The sequence below is a fragment of the Pseudomonas sp. HLG18 genome (assembly GCF_051903985.1).
GTDB classification, from domain to species: domain Bacteria; phylum Pseudomonadota; class Gammaproteobacteria; order Pseudomonadales; family Pseudomonadaceae; genus Aquipseudomonas; species Aquipseudomonas fluorescens_BT.
This window is the reverse complement of the sequence record NZ_CP195831.1, coordinates 2,643,388-2,661,557: the sequence shown is the minus strand read 5'-3', so window position 1 is coordinate 2,661,557 and position 18,170 is coordinate 2,643,388. Positions and strand designations below refer to the sequence as shown.

At 60.0% G+C, this 18,170-nt stretch carries 15 protein-coding genes; 9 read left to right on the top strand and 6 right to left on the bottom strand.

Annotated elements, in window-relative coordinates:
* Nucleotides 1-91 precede the first annotated feature (91 nt).
* From preA to hydA, 3 genes are all read right to left on the bottom strand, one after another.
* The gene (preA, locus tag ACSPX5_RS12160) at nt 92-1,366 is read right to left on the bottom strand and encodes an NAD-dependent dihydropyrimidine dehydrogenase subunit PreA (protein WP_169430843.1); all 1,275 of its coding nucleotides are present in this window, start codon (nt 1,364-1,366) and stop codon (nt 92-94) included.
* Nucleotides 1,367-2,734 carry an NAD(P)-dependent oxidoreductase gene (locus tag ACSPX5_RS12155; RefSeq protein WP_439821784.1) on the bottom strand — a complete coding sequence of 456 codons (1,368 nt, stop codon included), beginning with the start codon at nt 2,732-2,734 and terminating at the stop codon, nt 1,367-1,369.
* A gap of 168 nt (nt 2,735-2,902) precedes the next feature.
* Entirely contained in the window at nt 2,903-4,342 is a 1,440-nt protein-coding gene (hydA, locus tag ACSPX5_RS12150; RefSeq protein WP_439821783.1) for a dihydropyrimidinase, read from the bottom strand.
* Nucleotides 4,343-4,964: 622 nt separating this feature from the next.
* On the opposite strand from hydA, the gene ACSPX5_RS12145 reads away from it, so the two are divergent.
* From ACSPX5_RS12145 to ACSPX5_RS12120, 6 genes are all read left to right on the top strand, one after another.
* The gene (locus ACSPX5_RS12145; protein WP_439821782.1) at nt 4,965-6,449 is read left to right on the top strand and encodes an NCS1 family nucleobase:cation symporter-1; all 1,485 of its coding nucleotides are present in this window, start codon (nt 4,965-4,967) and stop codon (nt 6,447-6,449) included.
* A 158-nt stretch (nt 6,450-6,607) separates the two neighbouring features.
* The gene (locus ACSPX5_RS12140; RefSeq protein WP_007952875.1) at nt 6,608-7,891 is read left to right on the top strand and encodes a Zn-dependent hydrolase; all 1,284 of its coding nucleotides are present in this window, start codon (nt 6,608-6,610) and stop codon (nt 7,889-7,891) included.
* A 200-nt stretch (nt 7,892-8,091) separates the two neighbouring features.
* On the top strand, nt 8,092-9,141 hold the full coding sequence (selD, locus tag ACSPX5_RS12135) for a selenide, water dikinase SelD (protein ID WP_439821781.1): 1,050 nt from the start codon (nt 8,092-8,094) through the stop codon (nt 9,139-9,141).
* A 1-nt stretch (nt 9,142) separates the two neighbouring features.
* A complete protein-coding gene (locus ACSPX5_RS12130; RefSeq protein ID WP_197867620.1) occupies nt 9,143-9,913 on the top strand; it encodes a sulfite exporter TauE/SafE family protein in 771 nt (256 codons plus the stop codon).
* Nucleotides 9,914-9,986: 73 nt separating this feature from the next.
* A complete protein-coding gene (locus ACSPX5_RS12125; RefSeq protein ID WP_439821780.1) occupies nt 9,987-11,180 on the top strand; it encodes a cysteine desulfurase family protein in 1,194 nt (397 codons plus the stop codon).
* Entirely contained in the window at nt 11,180-12,082 is a 903-nt protein-coding gene (locus tag ACSPX5_RS12120) for a DHH family phosphoesterase (protein ID WP_439821779.1), read from the top strand. The genes ACSPX5_RS12125 and ACSPX5_RS12120 overlap by 1 nt, the downstream gene beginning before the upstream one ends.
* Before the next feature lie 160 nt (nt 12,083-12,242).
* Here the strand turns inward: ACSPX5_RS12120 and ACSPX5_RS12115 are convergent, their stop codons facing one another.
* Nucleotides 12,243-12,440 (bottom strand): hypothetical protein, encoded by a 198-nt coding sequence (locus ACSPX5_RS12115; protein WP_169430839.1) that lies wholly within the window; start codon nt 12,438-12,440, stop codon nt 12,243-12,245.
* A gap of 201 nt (nt 12,441-12,641) precedes the next feature.
* Here ACSPX5_RS12115 and ACSPX5_RS12110 point away from each other — a divergent pair, with 201 nt between their 5' ends.
* From ACSPX5_RS12110 to ACSPX5_RS12100, 3 genes are all read left to right on the top strand, one after another.
* Nucleotides 12,642-14,132 (top strand): helix-turn-helix transcriptional regulator, encoded by a 1,491-nt coding sequence (locus ACSPX5_RS12110; protein WP_207863870.1) that lies wholly within the window; start codon nt 12,642-12,644, stop codon nt 14,130-14,132.
* A gap of 190 nt (nt 14,133-14,322) precedes the next feature.
* Entirely contained in the window at nt 14,323-14,565 is a 243-nt protein-coding gene (locus ACSPX5_RS12105; protein WP_169430837.1) for a DUF1652 domain-containing protein, read from the top strand.
* 923 nt (nt 14,566-15,488) lie between these two features.
* A complete protein-coding gene (locus ACSPX5_RS12100; RefSeq protein WP_439821778.1) occupies nt 15,489-16,142 on the top strand; it encodes a trimeric intracellular cation channel family protein in 654 nt (217 codons plus the stop codon).
* A gap of 45 nt (nt 16,143-16,187) precedes the next feature.
* On the opposite strand, the gene ACSPX5_RS12095 is transcribed toward ACSPX5_RS12100, so the two are convergent.
* Together ACSPX5_RS12095 and ACSPX5_RS12090 are read right to left on the bottom strand one after the other, a co-directional pair.
* On the bottom strand, nt 16,188-16,955 hold the full coding sequence (locus tag ACSPX5_RS12095; RefSeq protein ID WP_085687598.1) for an SDR family oxidoreductase: 768 nt from the start codon (nt 16,953-16,955) through the stop codon (nt 16,188-16,190).
* Between the two features lie 38 nt (nt 16,956-16,993).
* Nucleotides 16,994-18,061, bottom strand: a complete 1,068-nt coding sequence (locus tag ACSPX5_RS12090) for a phosphotransferase family protein (RefSeq protein ID WP_102622091.1) — start codon at nt 18,059-18,061, stop codon at nt 16,994-16,996.
* Between the last annotated feature and the right edge of the window lie 109 nt (nt 18,062-18,170).

Below are 18,170 nucleotides of genomic sequence, written 5' to 3'. Positions count from 1 at the left end.
CTTCGCGAGCAGGCTCGCTCCCACAGGGAAATGCATTCCAAAGGTGGGAGCGAGCCTGCTCGCGAAAGCGTCGGCTCAGACGCCGCTGTCCTCAAGGGCTGACATGGTAGGGATTCCTCGGATCATGATTCCAGTCCAGGAACGGCTTCCCTGTCTCCATCGGCACCATCTCGATGCAATCCGCCACCGGGCAAGTGATCTGGCACAGATTGCACCCCACGCACTCATCATCGATCACTTCATATTTGTGCGTGCCATCGGCCTGTTTCAGGCTGCTGATCGCCTGGTGTGAGGTGTCCTCGCAAGCAATGTGGCAACGCCCGCATCCGATACACGCTTGCTGATCGATCTTCGCGATCACCTGATAGTTGATGTCCAGGTACTTCCAGTCCGTGGTGTTGCCCACCGCACGCCCGGAGAACTCGGCGATGCTGGCGTAACCCTGACTGTCCATCCAGCGGGACAAACCATCCTTCATCTCATCGACAATCCGGAAACCATGCAGCATCGCCGCCGTGCACACCTGCACCGCGCCGCTGCCCAAAGCGATGAACTCCGCCGCATCGCGCCAACTGCCGATGCCGCCAATGCCGCAGATCGGCAGGCCCTGGGTCTGCGGATCACGGGCGATTTCCGCGACCATGTTCAGTGCAATCGGCTTGACCGCCGAGCCGCAATAACCGCCGTGGGTGCTTTTGCTGCCAACGGTGGGCAGGGCGACCATGTGTTCCAGATCGACACTGGTGATCGAGTTGATGGTGTTGATCAGCGACACCGCATCGGCGCCGCCCCGATGTGCGGCGCGGGCGGCGACGCGGATGTCGGTGATGTTCGGGGTGAGTTTGACAATCACCGGCAGCGAGCAGTAGGTCTTGCACCAGCGCGTGACCTGCTCGACGTACTCCGGAACCTGACCGACCGCCGCGCCCATGCCGCGCTCCGGCATGCCGTGGGGGCAGCCGAAATTCAGCTCGATGCCGTCGGCACCGGTGGCTTCCACCAGCGGCAGGATGTGTTTCCACGACTCCTCCACGCACGGCACCATCAACGACACGATCAGCGCGCGGTCCGGCCAATCCTTCTTCACCTGAGTGATTTCTCGCAGGTTGATTTCCAGCGAGCGGTCGGTGATCAGTTCGATGTTGTTGATGCCCAGCACTTCGCGGTTGGCGCCGTAATGCGCCGAATAACGCGACGACACGTTGACCGCCGCCGGATCCTCACCCAAGGTTTTCCAGACCACACCGCCCCATCCGGCCTCGAAGGCGCGCACCACGTTGTAGGCCTTGTCGGTCGGCGGCGCGGAGGCCAGCCAGAACGGGTTGGGGGCTTTGATACCGGCGAAGACAATCGAGAGATCGGCCATTTACGCAGCCTCCACGTTGAGCATCAGTTGAGCGTTGATCGCCTCGGCGGCGCGCTTGCCGTGTTGCACCGCTTGCACGGTCAGGTCCTGATCGAGGCTGGTGCAGTCGCCGCCGGCATACACGCCGGGGATGCTGGTGCGCAGGTTTTCATCGACCTGGATGCGTTCGCCCTGACGCTTGAGTTCGCGGGCCAGCGGGTCGGCGAGGGCGCTGCCGTCGAAGGCCTGGCCGATGGCCTTGAAGATCGCATCGGCGGCCAGTTCGAAGGTCTCGCCAGTGGTTTGCAGACGACCCTCCACCAGATGGGTGCGGGCGAAGCGCATGCCGCGCACCTTGCCCTGAGCGTCGAGCAGCACTTCGTCCGGTTGCGCCCAGGTCAGCAACCGCACCTGATTGGCCTTGGCGATGTCCTGTTCATGGCTGGTGGCGCCCATGTCCGCCGCGCCACGGCGATAGACCAGGTTGACGTCGCGGGCGCCGAGGCGGGCCATTTGCACGGCCATGTCGATGGCGGTATTGCCAGCGCCGAGGACGATGCAGTGTTCGGCCAGCGGCAGTTGCGACAGGTCATCGGCCTGGCGCAGTTCGCGGATGTAGTCGGTGGCGGCGAGCAGGCCGGGGGCGTCTTCGTGAGCCAGACCCAGTTGTTTGCTCGCATTGAGGCCGAGACCGAGGAACACCGCGTCGAACTGTTGATGCAATTCGCTGAGGGTCAGGTTCTCACCGAGTTTCTGTCCGTGACGGATTTCGATGCCGCCGATTTGCAGGAGGAAATCCAGTTCCTTCTGCGCGTAGTCGTCGACCAGTTTGTATTTGGCGATCCCGTATTCGTTGAGCCCGCCAGCCTTCTCCCTCGCTTCGAAAATCACCACGTCATGACCGCGCATGGCGCTGCGATGGGCACAGGACAGACCCGCCGGGCCGGCACCGACCACGGCGATGCGTTTGCCGGTGGCGGCGGCACGCCGGAATGGATGTTCAGTGAAGTTCGCGTTGTCCACGGCGTAGCGTTGCAGCAGGCCGATCAGCACCGGTGCGCATTCATTGGCGTTGTTGCGCACGCAGGCTTGCTGGCAGAGGATCTCGGTCGGACAGACCCGGGCGCAACTGCCGCCGAGGATGTTCGCCGAGAGGATTTTCTGCGCCGCACCGGGGACGTTGTCCTGATGGATATTGCGGATGAAGGACGGAATGTCGATCTCGCTCGGGCACGCATTCACGCACGGTGCGTCGTAGCAATACAGGCAGCGCGAGGCTTCCAGGTGCGCCTGACGGTCGTTGAGCGGCGGCGCCAGATCGGTGAAATGGCCGGCGAGGGCGGCCGCACTTTCGTGCGGGTGCGGGAGATGGTTCAGGGTCTCGATCACGGTTTTTTGCCTCACGGTTATTTGAGGTTTTCTGCCTCTGTCGGGCAGTGGTTTTTTGTGGTGTCTGAACGGGCCTCATCGCTGGCAAGCCAGCTCCCACAGGGATCTATGGCGCTCATAAAAAACCTGTGGGAGCGGGCTTGCCCGCGATGAGGCCGAAGGCCGCTTTCAGCGTTTCACAGCAGTAGGCTTATGTTGCTCAGCCCGCTTGCTCAGCAAATCAAACACCGCCGGATACGCCGGCCGTTCGATATACCGGCCCGCCCCACGCTCGGCGCGCAGGTCGCCGTCGGCCCAGACCACTCGGCCCTGGCTGACGGTATGGCTCGGTACGCCGATCACGGTCTTACCTTCGAAGATGTTGAAGTCCACCTGCTGATGGTGGGTCTTGGCGGAGATGGTGCGGGTGCCTTGCGGGTCCCACAGCACCAGGTCGGCATCGGCGCCGACGCGGATCGCACCCTTGCGCGGGTAGAGATTGAAGATTTTTGCGGTGTGGGTGGAGGTGAGGGCGACGAAGTCCTGCATCGACAACCGTCCGGTGTTCACCCCTTCATCCCACAACACCGCCATGCGGTCTTCGATGCCGGCGGTGCCGTTGGGGATCTTGCTGAAATCGTCTCGCCCGGCCGCTTTCTGCTCGGCGCAGAAGCAGCAGTGGTCGGTGGCGGTGGTGTGCAGATTGCCGCTCTGCAAGCCATGCCACAGCGCCTCCTGATGCCCGCGCGGACGGAACGGCGGGCTCATCACGTAACCGGCGGCGGTCTGCCAGTCCGGGTGCTGGTAGACGCTGTCGTCCAGCAGCAGATGCCCGGCCAGCACTTCGCCGTAGACCGGTTGACCCTTGCTGCGGGCGTAGGTGATTTCGTCGAGGGCTTCCTTGGTCGATACGTGTACCAGGTACAGCGGCGTGCCGATGGTTTCAGCGATACGGATCGCCCGGCTCGCAGCTTCGCCTTCGACCTGCGAGGGCCGCGACAGCGGATGCGCTTCCGGACCGGTGATGCCCTGGGCCATCAACTTGCGTTGCAGGTGATAGACCAGCTCGCCGTTTTCTGCGTGCACGGTCGGCACCGCGCCAAGTTCCAGGCAGCGTTCGAAACTCGCCACCAGCGTGTCGTCGGCAGCCATGATGGCGTTCTTGTAGGCCATGAAATGCTTGAAGCTGTTGATCCCGTGATGACTGACCAGCTCGGCCATTTCCTCACGCACCTGCTCGCTCCACCAGGTGATCGCGACGTGGAAGCCGTAGTCGGAAGCGGATTTTTCCGCCCAGCCACGCCACTGGTGAAAGGCTTCAAGCAGCGACTGCTGCGGATTGGGAATCACGAAATCGATGATCGAGGTGGTGCCGCCGGCCAGACCTGCGGCGGTACCACTGTAGAAGTCTTCGCTGGCCACGGTGCCCATGAAGGGCAGTTGCATGTGGGTGTGCGGATCGATGCCGCCGGGCATCAGGTACTGGCCGCTGCCGTCGAGCACTTCGGCACCGGCGGGAATATCGAGGTTTTCACCAATGGCTTTGATCACGCCGTCAGCGCAATAGACATCGGCGCGGTAACTTTCATCATGGGTAACAACGGTGGCGCCACGGATCAACAGAGACATTCCGAGTTCCTCGCAGGCATGACCGACTTGTGCCGGTTCTAGTGTTTTATTTGTTTGCAGCGCCGAATGCGTAATCTTGTCAGTGCTGTCAGGAATAGACGCTAGTCGCAGTTATGCAATTGATCAAGATTATTTTTTATAAGCTTATGACTGTTTTAAATCATTGAAAAATAAAGATAAAAATACAAAATCACCAAAATGGTGAGGCGATTCACCATTTTGACGCACTTGACAGGTTGGAAATATGAGCAAGATTTCCTATGTGAAATCAGCCGCTTGAAGTTGAGCTGAGGCTGATCGCCCACGATGAAAAAAAGTGCAGTGCACCAGATTGAGTCCTGACAGTTCGGACAACTTGCCTGGCAGTTAGCCTGAGTGTTCAGTCAAGTATCCGCGGGCTTGAAAGGTGAATAATTAAAACTGATAGACATCAGTCAGTTACAAGAAGCCGAACGCACGGCCCGATGCGAAAGCGGAGCACCCGGCACGTTTATTGATGCCGCCGCTGACACCGTGGCCGGTGCATGAAAGTTGTCAGTTCCTCCGGCCATCGTCCGGCTCGCACCTGCGTGTGCAGCCGCCTGATGAGCAAAAAAATAATCAGAAGAACAGTGGAGCGGCCATGCAACAGAACAGATCGCAAGTGACCGAGCGCGACGGCTTGTTCGAACTCGAAGCCGGCAGCGACGTCCTCGACAGTCCCCGTTACAACCACGACATGGCACCGACCAAGGTGCGCGAACGAACCTGGAACAAGTGGCACATCACCGCGCTGTGGGTAGGCATGTCGATCTGCGTGCCGACTTACACCCTGGGCGGCGTGCTCACCGCGTATTTCGGTTTGACCGTCGGTGAGGCGCTGCTGGCGATTCTGTTTGCCAACGTCATCGTCCTGATTCCTCTTACGCTCAACGCGTTTCCCGGCACCAAGTACGGGATTCCGTTTCCAGTGCTGCTGCGCTCGTCGTTCGGGATTCTCGGCTCCAACGTGCCGTGCCTGATCCGCGCGCTGGTGGCGTGCGGCTGGTTCGGCATCCAGACCATGTTCGGCGGGCTGGCGATTCACCTGTTTCTCGGCTCGGTGTTCGAGGGCTGGAAATCCCTTGGCGGGACGGGCGAGGTGATCGGTTTCATGATCTTCTGGGCGCTGAACCTGTGGGTGGTGATCCGCGGCGCCGAGTCGATCAAATGGCTGGAAACCCTGTCGGCGCCGCTGCTGGTGGCGGTCGGCATCGGGCTGTTGGTGTGGGCCATGCCGAATGTGTCGATGACTGAATTGCTGGCGATTCCGCCGAAGCGTCCCGAAGGCGCGAGCGTGGTCAGTTACTTCGCCGCCGGGCTGACGGCGATGGTCGGTTTCTGGGCCACTCTATCGCTGAACATTCCCGATTTCAGCCGTTATGCCCGCAGCCAGAAGGATCAGATCCTCGGGCAGATTTTCGGCCTGCCGCTGACCATGTTCCTGTTTGCCGCGCTGGGCGTGGTGATGACCGCCGCGTCGGTGAAACTGGTGGGTGTCAGCGTTTCCGATCCGGTCACTTTGATCGGCCACATCCAGAGCCCGGTATGGGTCGCGGTGGCCATGGCGCTGATCATCATCGCCACGCTGTCGACCAACACCGCCGCCAACATCGTTTCGCCGACCAACGACTTCCAGAACATCGCGCCCAAGGTCATCAACCGTACCAAGGCAGTGATCCTCACTGGATTTGTCGGCTTGGCCTTGATGGGTCATGAGCTGCTGAAAAAACTCGGCTGGATCGTCTCCGACCTCAGTCTGGAAACCGTGTATTCGAACTGGCTGCTGGGCTATTCCAGCCTGCTCGGGCCGATCGCCGGGATCATGGTGGTGGACTATTTCTTGATCAAGAAACAGCAACTGGACCTGGCCGGCCTGTACCGCGACGACGTCTACCCGGCGTGGAACCGGGCCGGATTCATCGCGTTCGGCGTGCCGGTGGTGCTGACCCTGTTGTCGCTGGGCAGCAGCGCGTTCAGCTGGTTCTACAGCTACGGCTGGTTCACCGGTTCGGCGCTGGGCGGGTTGATCTATTACGGGTTGTGCGCGATGCGTGCGCAGCCCTCTGCCGTGAAAACAGCGGCGTAGCGACAGGCCTCATCGCTGGCAAGCCAGCTCCCACAGGGATCGAGTCGTACACAAATTGTGTGTTCACTCAAAATCCTGTGGGAGCTGGCTTGCCAGCGATGGCGGTCTACCAGACACCACAGCGACATCCATAAGAACAGCAGCCTGAGGAGATCCCCATGAACGCAGCCGTAGACGTTCTGCAATCGACCCATCAGCACATCAACCGCGACCGCTTGTGGGCGTCGCTCATGGAGCTGGCCAAGCTCGGCGCCACCGTCAAGGGCGGGGTCTGTCGCCTGGCCCTGACCGACCTCGACCGCCAGGCCCGCGACCTGTTCGTGCAGTGGTGCAAGGACGCCGGTTGCAGCGTCACGGTCGATGAAGTCGGCAACATCTTCGCCCGCCGCCCCGGTCGCAACCCGAACCTGCCACCGGTGATGACCGGCAGCCACATCGACACCCAGCCCACCGGCGGCAAGTTCGACGGCTGCTTCGGCGTGCTCGCCGGCGTTGAAGTGCTGCGCACCCTCAACGACCTCGGCGTGGAAACCGAGGCGCCGCTGGAAGTGGTGGTCTGGACCAACGAAGAAGGCTCGCGCTTCGCCCCATGCATGATGGGCTCCGGCGTGTTCGCCGAAAAATTCACCCTTGAAGAAACCCTGGCCAAGGTCGATGCCGATGGTGTGACGGTCGGCGAAGCACTGAACGCCATCGGCTACGCCGGGCCGCGCAAGGTCAGCGGGCACAAGGTCGGCGCCTATTTCGAAGCGCACATCGAACAAGGCCCGATCCTTGAGGACGAACAGAAAACCATCGGCGTGGTGCTCGGCGCACTGGGGCAGAAGTGGTTCGACCTGAAACTGCGCGGCGTCGAAGCCCACGCCGGGCCGACCCCGATGCACCTGCGCAAGGACGCCCTGGTCGGCGCCTCGGTGATTGTCGGTGCAGTCAATCGTGCAGCGCTCGGTCATCAACCCCACGCCTGCGGCACGGTCGGTTGCCTGCAAGCCTATCCCGGTTCGCGCAACGTCATTCCTGGCGAAGTGCGCATGACCCTCGACTTCCGGCACCTGGAACCGGCGCGCCTCGACTCGATGATCGCCGAGGTCAAGCAAGTCATCGAAGCGACCTGCGAAGAACACGGCCTGACCTACGAGTTGACCCCGACCGCCGACTTCCCCCCGCTGTACTTCGAAAAAGGCTGCGTCGAAGCCGTGCGCGGCGCCGCGAAGGGGCTGGGCCTGTCGCACATGGACATCGTCAGCGGCGCCGGCCACGACGCGATTTTCCTCGCCGAACTGGGCCCGGCCGGGATGATCTTCGTGCCGTGCGAAGGCGGCATCAGCCACAACGAAATCGAAAACGCCGCGCCGGACGATCTGGCGGCCGGGTGTGCGGTGTTGCTTCGCGCGATGCTGGCAGCTTCGGCGGCGGTGGCGGGAGGACAGCGGGCCGCGTGAGTCGGTCATAAAAATGGGGCGCATGGCTGAAATCAGAATGCGCCCCAGCAGTCACCGCTCAGACATCGGAATCCATTTTAACTGTCACATTTTCGTAATGAGAGTGTGCGATTTTGCCCCTGCCTGAAACATGATGTAACAGGTGGTGACGGGGCCAAGGCTCTGTTTTGAAAGTGGAAAATGGATTCTAAGGAATAGTGATGTCGACGTTTTGCCAGATCATGGATAAGTCTGAGAGTGGCGGATGCGGATGCAAGATCCCATCTAGTGTATTAACCAAAATCCTGTCGGAAACAGCCTCCGCCAATACCGTCTCGGATGACAGAGTTGTATTGGGATTCGAGTCCTCCGACGATTGCGCGGTCTATGACAACGGCGACAACTACCTGTTGTTCACCACCGATTACTTCTCCCCGATCGTCAATGATCCCTATGTGTTCGGCCAGTTGGCTGCCAGCAACGCGGTGAGCGATATTTTTGCTTCGGGCGGCTATCCGTTGATTGCCAACTCGATCATGGCGTTCGATCCGGAGCAAGTACCGGTCGAGCAGGTGACTCAGATGATCCTCGGCGCGCAGTCGGTGATGAACAGGTTCAATGTCAGCATCGTGGGTGGGCACACAATCAAGAACAGCCAGCCGCTTTACGGCTTCTCGATTATTGGCGAAGTGGAAAAACACCGTCTGAAGAAGAACAACACCGCCAGGGCGGGTGATGTCTTGGTCATGACCCGGCCGATAGGTGTCGGAATTCTTGCAAGTGCGCTGAAAGCGGGGATTCTCGAACAGTCGGACCTTTCTGCACAGACATTGGAGCGGATTACCGGCGACAACGAATTCGGTCGCACCCTGAGTGCAAGTGCCGAGGTGAGTAGCCTGACCGACATCACCGGGTTCGGTCTCATCGGCCACATCAGCGAAATGGTGGGGCTGGGGCAGCTGGATGTCGTGCTCGACACCGACGCGCTGGCGTTCTATGACGACGCACAAGCCCTTGCAGTGGCGGTGACCTCCGCTGACAGCGGCGTTTTTGCCAATATCAAAAAATACACCCAACACGTCGAATACCTCAGCGATCTTTCCCTGGCCAAGAAGTTTCTGCTACACGATCCGCAAACCAACGGAGGGTTGCTGTTCACCGTGAGCCAAGCGTGCCTGGCGGATAACCGTGAGGCCTGGCAGGCGCTGTGCCCCGACTTGATGGTGATCGGGCGCGTGACGCAAGGCGCGGGCAAGATCAAGGTTCGCTGACATGGCCGCCATGACGTTCTACCCGGTCATGACCGGTGTGGGGGTGATGGCCGGGTTCATGTCGGGGCTGTTCGGTATTGGTGGAGGCATCATTGTGACGCCTCTGTTGGTGCTGATCTATCCGATGCTGTCCGGTCAGAAACTGCCGATCGAAGTGGTGACCGGTCTGTCCTCCGCGCAGGGTTTTTTCTCCTCGCTTGTTTCGTTCGCGCTGCACCGTGTGCGGTTCCAGCCGGATTGGCGAGTGATCAGAAACTTCGCGGTACCGATGGCGATTGCCAATTTTTTCGCATCGGTGCACGCCGATGCGTTCAGCGAGAACTTCATTCTCTTCGTGTTTGGATTGCTGGGATTGTTATCGCTATTGGTGACGTATCTGTTCCGCAAGCCAGTCGCCCTGTTGTGCAACCACCCGGCGCTGTCATTGCCGCTGACAGGCCTGGTGCTCGGGGTGTTGTGCGGTCTGGTCGGGCAGGGCGGCGGGTTCATCTACCTACCGGTTCTGATCAGCCTGTTCGGCTTGCCAATCAAGCAGGCCATATCGACCTCTGCGCTGATCGGCATCATCGGAGCCAGTGGTGCGCTATTTGGACGGATGGGTACGGCGGGAGACTTTCTCGGTTACACCGGTGAACTGGTGATCGGGATTTTACTGGGTGGCTTCCTGGGGGCTGCCTTGTCCCATCGGCTGGATGCCAAACACCTCAAACGAGCACTCAACGCTTTTGTTCTGTTGTGCTCGATCCAACTGATGGCGCGTTTGATTATCTAGAAACAGAACGATTGTCCGTCTTTTGCGGGCAGCATCCTGAACGACATAAAACAGAAAACTGGAAGTGTTTGAAATGGATATCACTGTGGATGCAATTTATGCCGACGTATGCGGTTCGGCCCCCATATCGAAGGGTGTCAGCAGCATGCTTCAAACGTTGTTTTCGGCCCGCCAATGCGCCAATCCGAACGCCAATCATGCCCTCGGAATTCAATTGCTCGAGAGGGTTGAGCGGGCGCGGGGCAACATTGCCCGACTGTTGAACGTCGATACGCAATGCCTGATTTTCAACAGTGGCTCCAGCGAGGGTTGTGCGCAGGTTTTTCATGATTTTTTCGAGCGTCACAAACACGAGCATCCCGTGGTGCTCTACTCGGCGATCGAGCACGCCTGCACACTGCAAAACATCAAACGCTACTGCCTGGATGGTTTGTGCGCCGTTGCGATCGGCCACCACCAGGACGGCCTGCTCGACACCGATCAATTACAGCAGTCGCTGCAAGCCCATGCCGGGCGACCGATCCTGGTTTGCGTCATGGCCGTGCATAACGAAACCGGTGTGATCCAACCGATCGAAGCGATCGCCCGGCAGGTAAAAGCCCATGGGGGATTACTGTTTTCGGACATGACGCAAGCCATTGGTAAAATCCCGGTGGATTTACAGGCATGCGGCGTGGACTTCGCCATTGCCTCGGGTCATAAGTTCGGCGCGTTACCGGGTGCGGGTTTTCTCTATGCCAGAGACCGTTTTGGCTTGTCGCCGTTGATTGCCGGCGGGGGGCAGGAAGGCGGGCTGCGCGGCGGTACGCAAAATTATCCGGGCATTCTTTCGATTGAAACGGCGTTGCAGGAAAAACACATCAAGTACGCTGCTAACCAGCGCTCGGTGCAGTCGGCGCGGGAACATTTCGAAACCCGGTTGCAAACCATGCTTGGTGAAGTGGTGGTGTTCGGCCAGAGGGCACCACGTGCGCCATGTGTCAGTTTTATCGCGCTGCCGGGGATCAATACCAAGAAACTGCAGTGGGCGCTGAACACTCAAGCGATCTACATCACGGGTGGTTCGGCGTGTTCCGACAAGAAAAACAACGTGTCCAATACCGTCATGCAACTGGGTTTTTCGGAGCGGGTCGCCGGGAGCACCGTGCGTATTTCGATCGAAGAGGAGGGCTGCGGAGTGGCCTATGAGCGAATTCTTGCAGGCATTGCTCGGGCGCTGGATCTGCCGTCGAATGCTCCCGCCCACCCGGCGCTGGAGCCGGTCTGATGCGGGTCGTGACGTCGGGAGCTGCCTATCTCGACATCGATGCGTACGCGTGTTGCATTGCGTACGCTGAACTGTTGAACCGCCAGGGCATTCAGGCCAGGGCGGTCAGCAGCGCGCCGCTCAACGCGAGCATCACCGACAGTGTGCTGAAAGGAGCCTCATCGCTCGACGACTACCTGCCGCAACCGGGTGACGAGTTTGTGTTGGTGGATGTTTGCGACTACCACCATTTCGACCCGATTGTGGTACTCGATCAGGTGGTGGAAGTCATCGACCATCACCCAGGCTTTGAACAGTACTGGGCGCAAAGGCTCGGGCCTTCAGCTGATATCCGAGCGATTGGTGCAGCGGCAACCCAGGTCTTTGAACGCTGGGAGGCGGCAGGTCAGTTGCCGCTGATCAGCGAACACAGTGCATTGTTGTTGGCCACGTCCATTCTGGACAACACGTTGAACTTTACCGGGCAGATGACTACTGCTGCGGACGTTCGCGCGTATGACGTACTGGCTCGTCGAACAAGGCTCGGGGCGGATTGGCCCGAGCAATATTTCCTCGAATGCCAGACCGCTATCGAGTCAGACATCTGCGCCGCATTGGCAGCGGACTTGAAACGGATGAAACCCGACAGCCTCCTGCCGCAGGTCTTCGCTCAAATGACGGTGTGGGATGCCAACGCTTTGCTCGAAAGGCATCGTTCGACGATCAACGAATGGATGGCCGGGCAGGGCGATGACTGGCTGTTGAACCTCATCAGCATCCGCGACCGAAAAAGCTGTCTGCTGGCCAAAACCCTGGTCTCCCAAAAGAAGCTGAGCCATTTGTTGTCACTCGACTGGCACGCTGAAGTAGCCGTTCTAGAGCCTTCAATGCTGCGCAAGGAACTGCTGAAGCTTTCTTTATAGTCAGCGCGGGAGGGTTATAAAGCGGGGGCAGGTGAACCGGATCTTCATCATGCGTAACCCTGACAAGCTGGCAGGGTTGCAGGCTTCGGCCAATATCCTGTAGCCGGGCACCTGCGGGAGCGAGCCGCTCCCACAGTTTTTTGTACCGGCCGGGGAGGTGTTATTCCTTGATCGCCGAACCCTTGCGACGGTTACTGCCGTTCGGGTTGCCAACGTCCAGCAATCGTCTTTCCACCAGCACATTCTCGAGCGCCTGACGTTCGGCCGGCGCCATCTCGTGCTCGCGTTTTTTCAGCTCCAGCAGGATGGGGCTGGACCAGGTGCGATAGGTCTGTTCGATGAGGCGGCGGGATGTCATCAGTCTCTCCTTGATCAAGAGCCCGGTGTGGCTGGCAGGGGCTCAATCCGATGAGGTAATAACGTTAGTCGAGAAACCGTCGGCGCGCGAATGCCCGCGCACCCTTACGGATCACAGAGATTGCGGCGTGTCCGAGATTGTCGGCACGATCACAACGGCCTGCGGTCGTAAACTTCACATGCGCGAACTTGTGGAGAACCAATGAGCCGGGACGTCCTGACCACCGAAACCAACCGCCGTCAGTTGCAGCAAATCATTGCCGGCCTGTCCGACGGGGTGATTCTGCTGGAACTCGACCAGACGATTCTCTGGGCCAACGAAGCCGCGCTGGCGATGCATGGCGTCAGCCGGATCGGCGAGCTGGGCAACAACGCCGGGGAATACGTCGAGCGCTTCAACCTGCGGTATCGCAACAACCACACGCTGACACCGGAGCAGTACCCGATCAGCCGCGTGGCGACCGGTGAAACGTTCAGCGATGTGCTGGTGGAAGTTTCTCCGCGCAGCGATGAAGAACGCACCTGGATGCACAGCGTGCGCAGCATGGTGTTGACCGATCGCGATGGCGATATCGAGTCGCTGGTGCTGATCATGAGCGACGTCACCGATTGGGCCAATGCCGAACAGCGCTTCGAAAAAACCTTCAACGCCAACCCCGCACCGGCGGTGATCTGCCGCCTCAGCGACCTGCGTTACATCAAGGTCAATCCGGGGTTTCTGGAGATGACTGGTTACACCCGCGATCAGGTGATCGGCGCCTCGACCTATGAGCTGGATATTCTCGAACAGGCCGAGCGCAAGGACCTGGCGATCCAGCGCCTGCGCGATGTCGCGACCATTCCGCAGATGCAGGCTGAATTGCGCCTGCCGGACGGCGGTAGCAAGCAGGTGATCGTCGCGGGACAGCCGCTGGTGCTCAACGACGAGGATTGCATGCTGTTTTCGTTTGTCGACATGGAGCTGCGTCATAAGGCCGAAGTCGCCTTGCGTCAGAGTGAGGAACGGTTTGCCAAGGCCTTTCGCCTGACGCCGGTGCCGATCCTGATTTGCAGCGCCGACGAGCAGCGGCTGATCGACGTCAATCAGGCCTTTCTCGATACCCTGGCTTACGAAAGCGACGAGGTTCTTGGCAAGACTGTCGCGCAACTGGACTTCATCGATGAACCGGCGGAACGCGCCCGGTTGCTGGCGGCGCTGGAGAAGACCGGCCGGGTCGATCGCGTCGATATGCGGATCCGCAGGAAAGACGCCGAGCTGCTGGAGTGCGCGGTGTCCGCCGATACCGTCAGCATTCAGGACACGGTGTGCTATCTGCTGGTGCTGATGGACATCACCGAACGCAAGCGCACCGAGCTTGAGCTGGTGGCGGCCATTGAAGAGGTGATGAAGGATGCGTCGTGGTTCAGCCGCACGCTGATCGAAAAACTGGCCAATGTGAAGAAGATCAACTCGCCGCAACTGCCTAGCGTTTCGTTCACTGATCTCACGGCCCGCGAACGCGATGTGCTGGGGCTGATCTGTGAGGGGCTGGCGGACAAGGAGATTGCTGCGCGGTTGAAGCTGGCGCCGAACACGGTGCGCAACCATGTGGCGACGGTGTATTCGAAGCTGGATGTGCACAGTCGCAGCGAGGCGATTGTCTGGGCTCGCGAGCGCGGGTTGTTCTCGAGCAGTAGCAGGGGACAGCGATAAGGTGCAAATGCACTAGTTCATGGGGTGCAAATTCGGGTGTCTGACGGGGCGGGCTGTTCTTAGTCTGTTGAGGTGCGATGCGGGTTTTGTTCGTGATCGTGTCCCTTCCGTCGTTGTTAATGGATCTGACCATGAATGTGTTGTTTGTTATTGAACCTGGCGTGATGCGTCGATTGTCGGAGCTGGCGCGATGATTTATCTGGCGCGGTTGCGGGCTCGGCTTGAGTGTAGTTTTTCGCCGTTGGCTTGTGAGTGTGTGGTGGATGGGGATCATTCGCTGACGGTGAAGCTGTATCACCCGGCTTCCGGGGAGGTTGATCTGGTGATTAGCGGGTTGAGTCTGGGGGCCTTGCGTACCGATGAGGCGGTGGATGCCTTGATTGATGAATTGCGGTATGAGCTTGAGAGCAATTCTTTGCGCTCGCCCAGTTGAGCTTGGCGGCCTTTGGGCCGACCATGCTGTTTTTGGGTTTGGGTGTGTATCCGTTTCTTCGGGTGTTGCGGCTGGCGGTTCCGCTCTTACAGCGGGTCACTTTTGACAAACGCCCGGAATGCCGGCCCAGCCAAAAGTAACCAAAAAGTCTTTACCCTGACGTACGGCCCTCGCTGTGGCTCGGGTTCCTTCGCTCCGGGATTGATCCGGGGGCATCGCCTACGGTTTGCTTCGCTGCACCTCCTCTCGATGTGTTTGGCTTCGCCAAACGGTCGCTGCGCTCCCACCCCCGGATCAATCCCTCCACTCAGCCTGCCGACGGGCCCTGCGATCAAAAGCGGTACTCGAGCTAACGCTCATCGTGTTGAGTGGTGGAAGCAAAGGCAAAGGCAGGTGCGGGATGTTTGCTTTTTAAGACCCGGGTTCACCTCGGTATGTCACGTCGGTGTACCTTTCCCAAACAACACGGTCAGTCCCCTCTCCCTCCGGGAGAGGGTTAGGGTGAGGGCTGGTTATAAAGGTTGTCCAAAATCTTTCGGCCTCCACGATCCACTCAGCAAACCCACCCCAAAATCGACAGCCAATTCCCCCCAATCCCACCATTTCACTGGCACTCACCCCCCACTGGTCTATAAGGAATGAGTGGTTCGGTTTCCATAACCGGGCGTTGTCCTGCTCGGCGACGGGAGTTTTCTTCCATTCATCGCGGGTCATCCTATGAACAATCCTGGGAAACGCGTGTGTTTTTCGTTGTTGTCGGCGTTCGGTCTGGTGCTGCTCAGTGGTTGTGCCAGTCCTCCACCCCCTCCGCCGGCCGCGCCGCCTCCGCCACCTGAGCGGACTTGTCAGGTCATGGAAAATACCGAGGTCGCCGGTGATGCCTATGCCGACGGGCAAGTGACTCGACACATCACCAAGACCCGTTGCGTCACTCAATAACCCGGGCGCCGTTGCAGGCGCGGGTCGAGTGGATTGTGCTGGTGGCCGACCTGGTCGGTACGGCGGTGTTTGCGGTTGAAGGCGCGATTGCGGCGATGCGCAGTCAGCTCGATCTGCTCGGGGTGATGGTGATTGCCTTCATCGTCGCACTCGGCGGCGGGGTGACCCGCGATCTGTTGATCGGTGCTACGCCGCCCAAGGCTGTAGCGGACTGGCGTTACCCGGCGCTGGCGTTTGCCATGGGCGGGGTGGCGTTTGTTTTTCATGAGCAGGTGCTGGGCTGGTCCGGTTCGACCCTGATCGTGCTGGATGCGGCGGGGTTGGCGCTGTTTGCCGTGGCCGGGGCGCAGAAGGCGTTGAATTTCGGGATCTCGCCGTTTGTGTCCATGCTGATGGGCACGATTACCGGTGTCGGTGGCGGGGTGCTGCGGGACATGGTGCTGGCGCGGGTGCCGGTGGTGTTGCAGGCGGATCTGTATGCCAGCTCGGCGTTTGTCGGCGCGGCGGTATTGATCGTCGGGCGCAGGCTGGGTGTGCCGCCGGTGGCGGCTGCGTTGCTGGCGGGGGCGGCGTGTCTGTTGTTGCGGTTGTTGTCGGTGCATTTCGGCTGGCAGTTGCCGAAGGTTCTGGAGGCATGAAAAAGGCAGCCCTTGGGCTGCCTTTTCTTTTGCATCAGCGGCGGATCAGGACAGGAAACCGCCGTCCACGTTCAACGATACGCCGGTGGTGTAGCTCGAGGCATCGCTCGCCAGGTACAGCACGGCGCCGGCCATTTCGCTTGGGTCGGCTACGCGCTTGAGCGGGATCTGCGTCAGGGCCTGTTTCAGGATCGCATCGTTCTTCACTAGCGCCGAGGCGAATTTGGTGTCGGTCAGGCCCGGCAGCAGGGCGTTGCAGCGGATGCCGAATTGCGCGCATTCCTTGGCGAAGACTTTGGTCATGTTGATCACGGCGGCCTTGGTCACCGAGTAGATGCCCTGGAAGATCCCCGGCGAGATGCCGTTGATCGACGCCACGTTGATGATGCTGCCGCCGCCGTTTTCGCGCATCAGCTTGCCGGCTTCCACCGACATGAAGAAGTAGCCACGGATGTTCACGTCGACGGTTTTCTGGAAGGCGCCGAGGTCGGTGTCCAGCACGTTGCAGAACTGCGGGTTGGTCGCGGCGTTGTTGACCAGGATGTCCAGGCGCCCGAACTGTTCCTTGATCCCGGCGAAGACCTGGCTGATCTGTTCCATTTCGCCGATGTGGCAGGCGACCGCTGTGGCCTTGCCGCCGGCGGCGATGATGGCGTCAGCCACGTGTTGGCAGCCTTCGAGTTTGCGGCTCGAAACGATGACGTGGGCGCCTTGCTGGGCCAGCAGTTTGGCGATGGCTTCACCGATGCCGCGGCTGGCGCCGGAGACGAAAGCGATCTTGCCGTCGAGGTCGAACAACTGAGTCTTGGACATGGGATTCCCTTGTAGTGAGCCTTGTTATAACGCCGTCATCAGAGGCTGGATTTGGCAATGACCTGCAGGCTCATGTGCTCCAGCAGTTTGTTCATGTGAATGAACTGCGCGAAGCGTTTGTCCTGGGTCTGGCCATGGAAGAAGCGGTAGTAGATCTGCTGCACGATGCCGGCCAGACGGAACAGGCCGTAGGTGTAGTAGAAGTCGAAATTGTCGATCTGGATGCCCGAGCGCTCGGCGTAGTAGTCGACGAATTCACGGCGGGTCAGCATGCCCGGGGCGTGGCTTGGCTGGCGGCGCATCAGTTGCACCGGAGCCGGGTCGTCGGCCTGGATCCAGTAGGCGAGGGTGTTGCCCAGGTCCATCAGCGGATCGCCGAGGGTGGTCAATTCCCAGTCGAGCACGCCGATGATCTGCATCGGGTTGTTCGGGTCGAGGATGACGTTGTCGAAGCGGTAGTCGTTGTGGACGATGCTGGAGGTCGGGTGGTCGGCCGGCATCTTGTCGTTGAGCCAGGCCTTGACCTTTTCCCAGTGCGGAGCGTCCGGGGTCAGGGCTTTCTCGTAGCGTTCGCTCCAGCCTTTGATCTGGCGCGCGACGTAGCCTTCAGGCTTGCCCAGATCACCGAGGCCGCAGGCGTTGTAATCGACCCGGTGCAGCTCGACGAAACGGTCGATGAAGCTCTTGCACAGCGCCTCGGTTTTCGCCGAGTCCAGGCCCAGTTCCGGCGGCAGGTCAGAGCGCAGGATGATGCCCTTGACCCGTTCCATCACGTAGAACTCGGCGCCGATCACCGATTCGTCGGTGCAGTGCACGTAGGCTTTCGGGCAATACGGGAAACCGTCGCGCAACTGGTTGAGGATGCGGAATTCGCGGCCCATGTCGTGGGCGGACTTGGCCTTGTGGCCGAACGGCGGCCGGCGCAGGACGAATTCCTGGTCCGGGTATTCCAGCAGGTAGGTCAGGTTCGACGCGCCGCCGGGAAACTGGCTGATCTGCGGCGTGCCGGTCAGGCCCGGAATGTGCGCCTTGAGGTACGGATCGATCAGACTGGCATCGAGTTCTTCGCCAGAGCGGATACGGGTGGACTGGTCAGTAAGCGCCATGCTTATCCCTTCTGCTTATTTTGGAGGCCAGACATCATTGGCTAATCTAATGGCGCGCTCGGGTGGTCACAAGCGCGGCTCGGTCTTATAGGTTAGCGTGTTGGACGAT

What these genes read in the sequence shown, in the direction of transcription:
- ACSPX5_RS12095 (WP_085687598.1), bottom strand. Translation starts at nt 16,955, where the DNA reads ATGTCCAAGACTCAGTTGTTCGACCTCGACGGCAAGATCGCTTTCGTC.
- hydA (WP_439821783.1), bottom strand. Translation starts at nt 4,342, where the DNA reads ATGTCTCTGTTGATCCGTGGCGCCACCGTTGTTACCCATGATGAAAGT.
- ACSPX5_RS12140 (WP_007952875.1), top strand. Translation starts at nt 6,608, where the DNA reads ATGAACGCAGCCGTAGACGTTCTGCAATCGACCCATCAGCACATCAAC.
- ACSPX5_RS12115 (WP_169430839.1), bottom strand. Translation starts at nt 12,440, where the DNA reads ATGACATCCCGCCGCCTCATCGAACAGACCTATCGCACCTGGTCCAGC.
- ACSPX5_RS12110 (WP_207863870.1), top strand. Translation starts at nt 12,642, where the DNA reads ATGAGCCGGGACGTCCTGACCACCGAAACCAACCGCCGTCAGTTGCAG.
- ACSPX5_RS12120 (WP_439821779.1), top strand. Translation starts at nt 11,180, where the DNA reads ATGCGGGTCGTGACGTCGGGAGCTGCCTATCTCGACATCGATGCGTAC.
- ACSPX5_RS12125 (WP_439821780.1), top strand. Translation starts at nt 9,987, where the DNA reads ATGGATATCACTGTGGATGCAATTTATGCCGACGTATGCGGTTCGGCC.
- ACSPX5_RS12145 (WP_439821782.1), top strand. Translation starts at nt 4,965, where the DNA reads ATGCAACAGAACAGATCGCAAGTGACCGAGCGCGACGGCTTGTTCGAA.
- ACSPX5_RS12130 (WP_197867620.1), top strand. Translation starts at nt 9,143, where the DNA reads ATGGCCGCCATGACGTTCTACCCGGTCATGACCGGTGTGGGGGTGATG.
- selD (WP_439821781.1), top strand. Translation starts at nt 8,092, where the DNA reads ATGTCGACGTTTTGCCAGATCATGGATAAGTCTGAGAGTGGCGGATGC.
- ACSPX5_RS12090 (WP_102622091.1), bottom strand. Translation starts at nt 18,061, where the DNA reads ATGGCGCTTACTGACCAGTCCACCCGTATCCGCTCTGGCGAAGAACTC.
- ACSPX5_RS12105 (WP_169430837.1), top strand. Translation starts at nt 14,323, where the DNA reads ATGATTTATCTGGCGCGGTTGCGGGCTCGGCTTGAGTGTAGTTTTTCG.
- preA (WP_169430843.1), bottom strand. Translation starts at nt 1,366, where the DNA reads ATGGCCGATCTCTCGATTGTCTTCGCCGGTATCAAAGCCCCCAACCCG.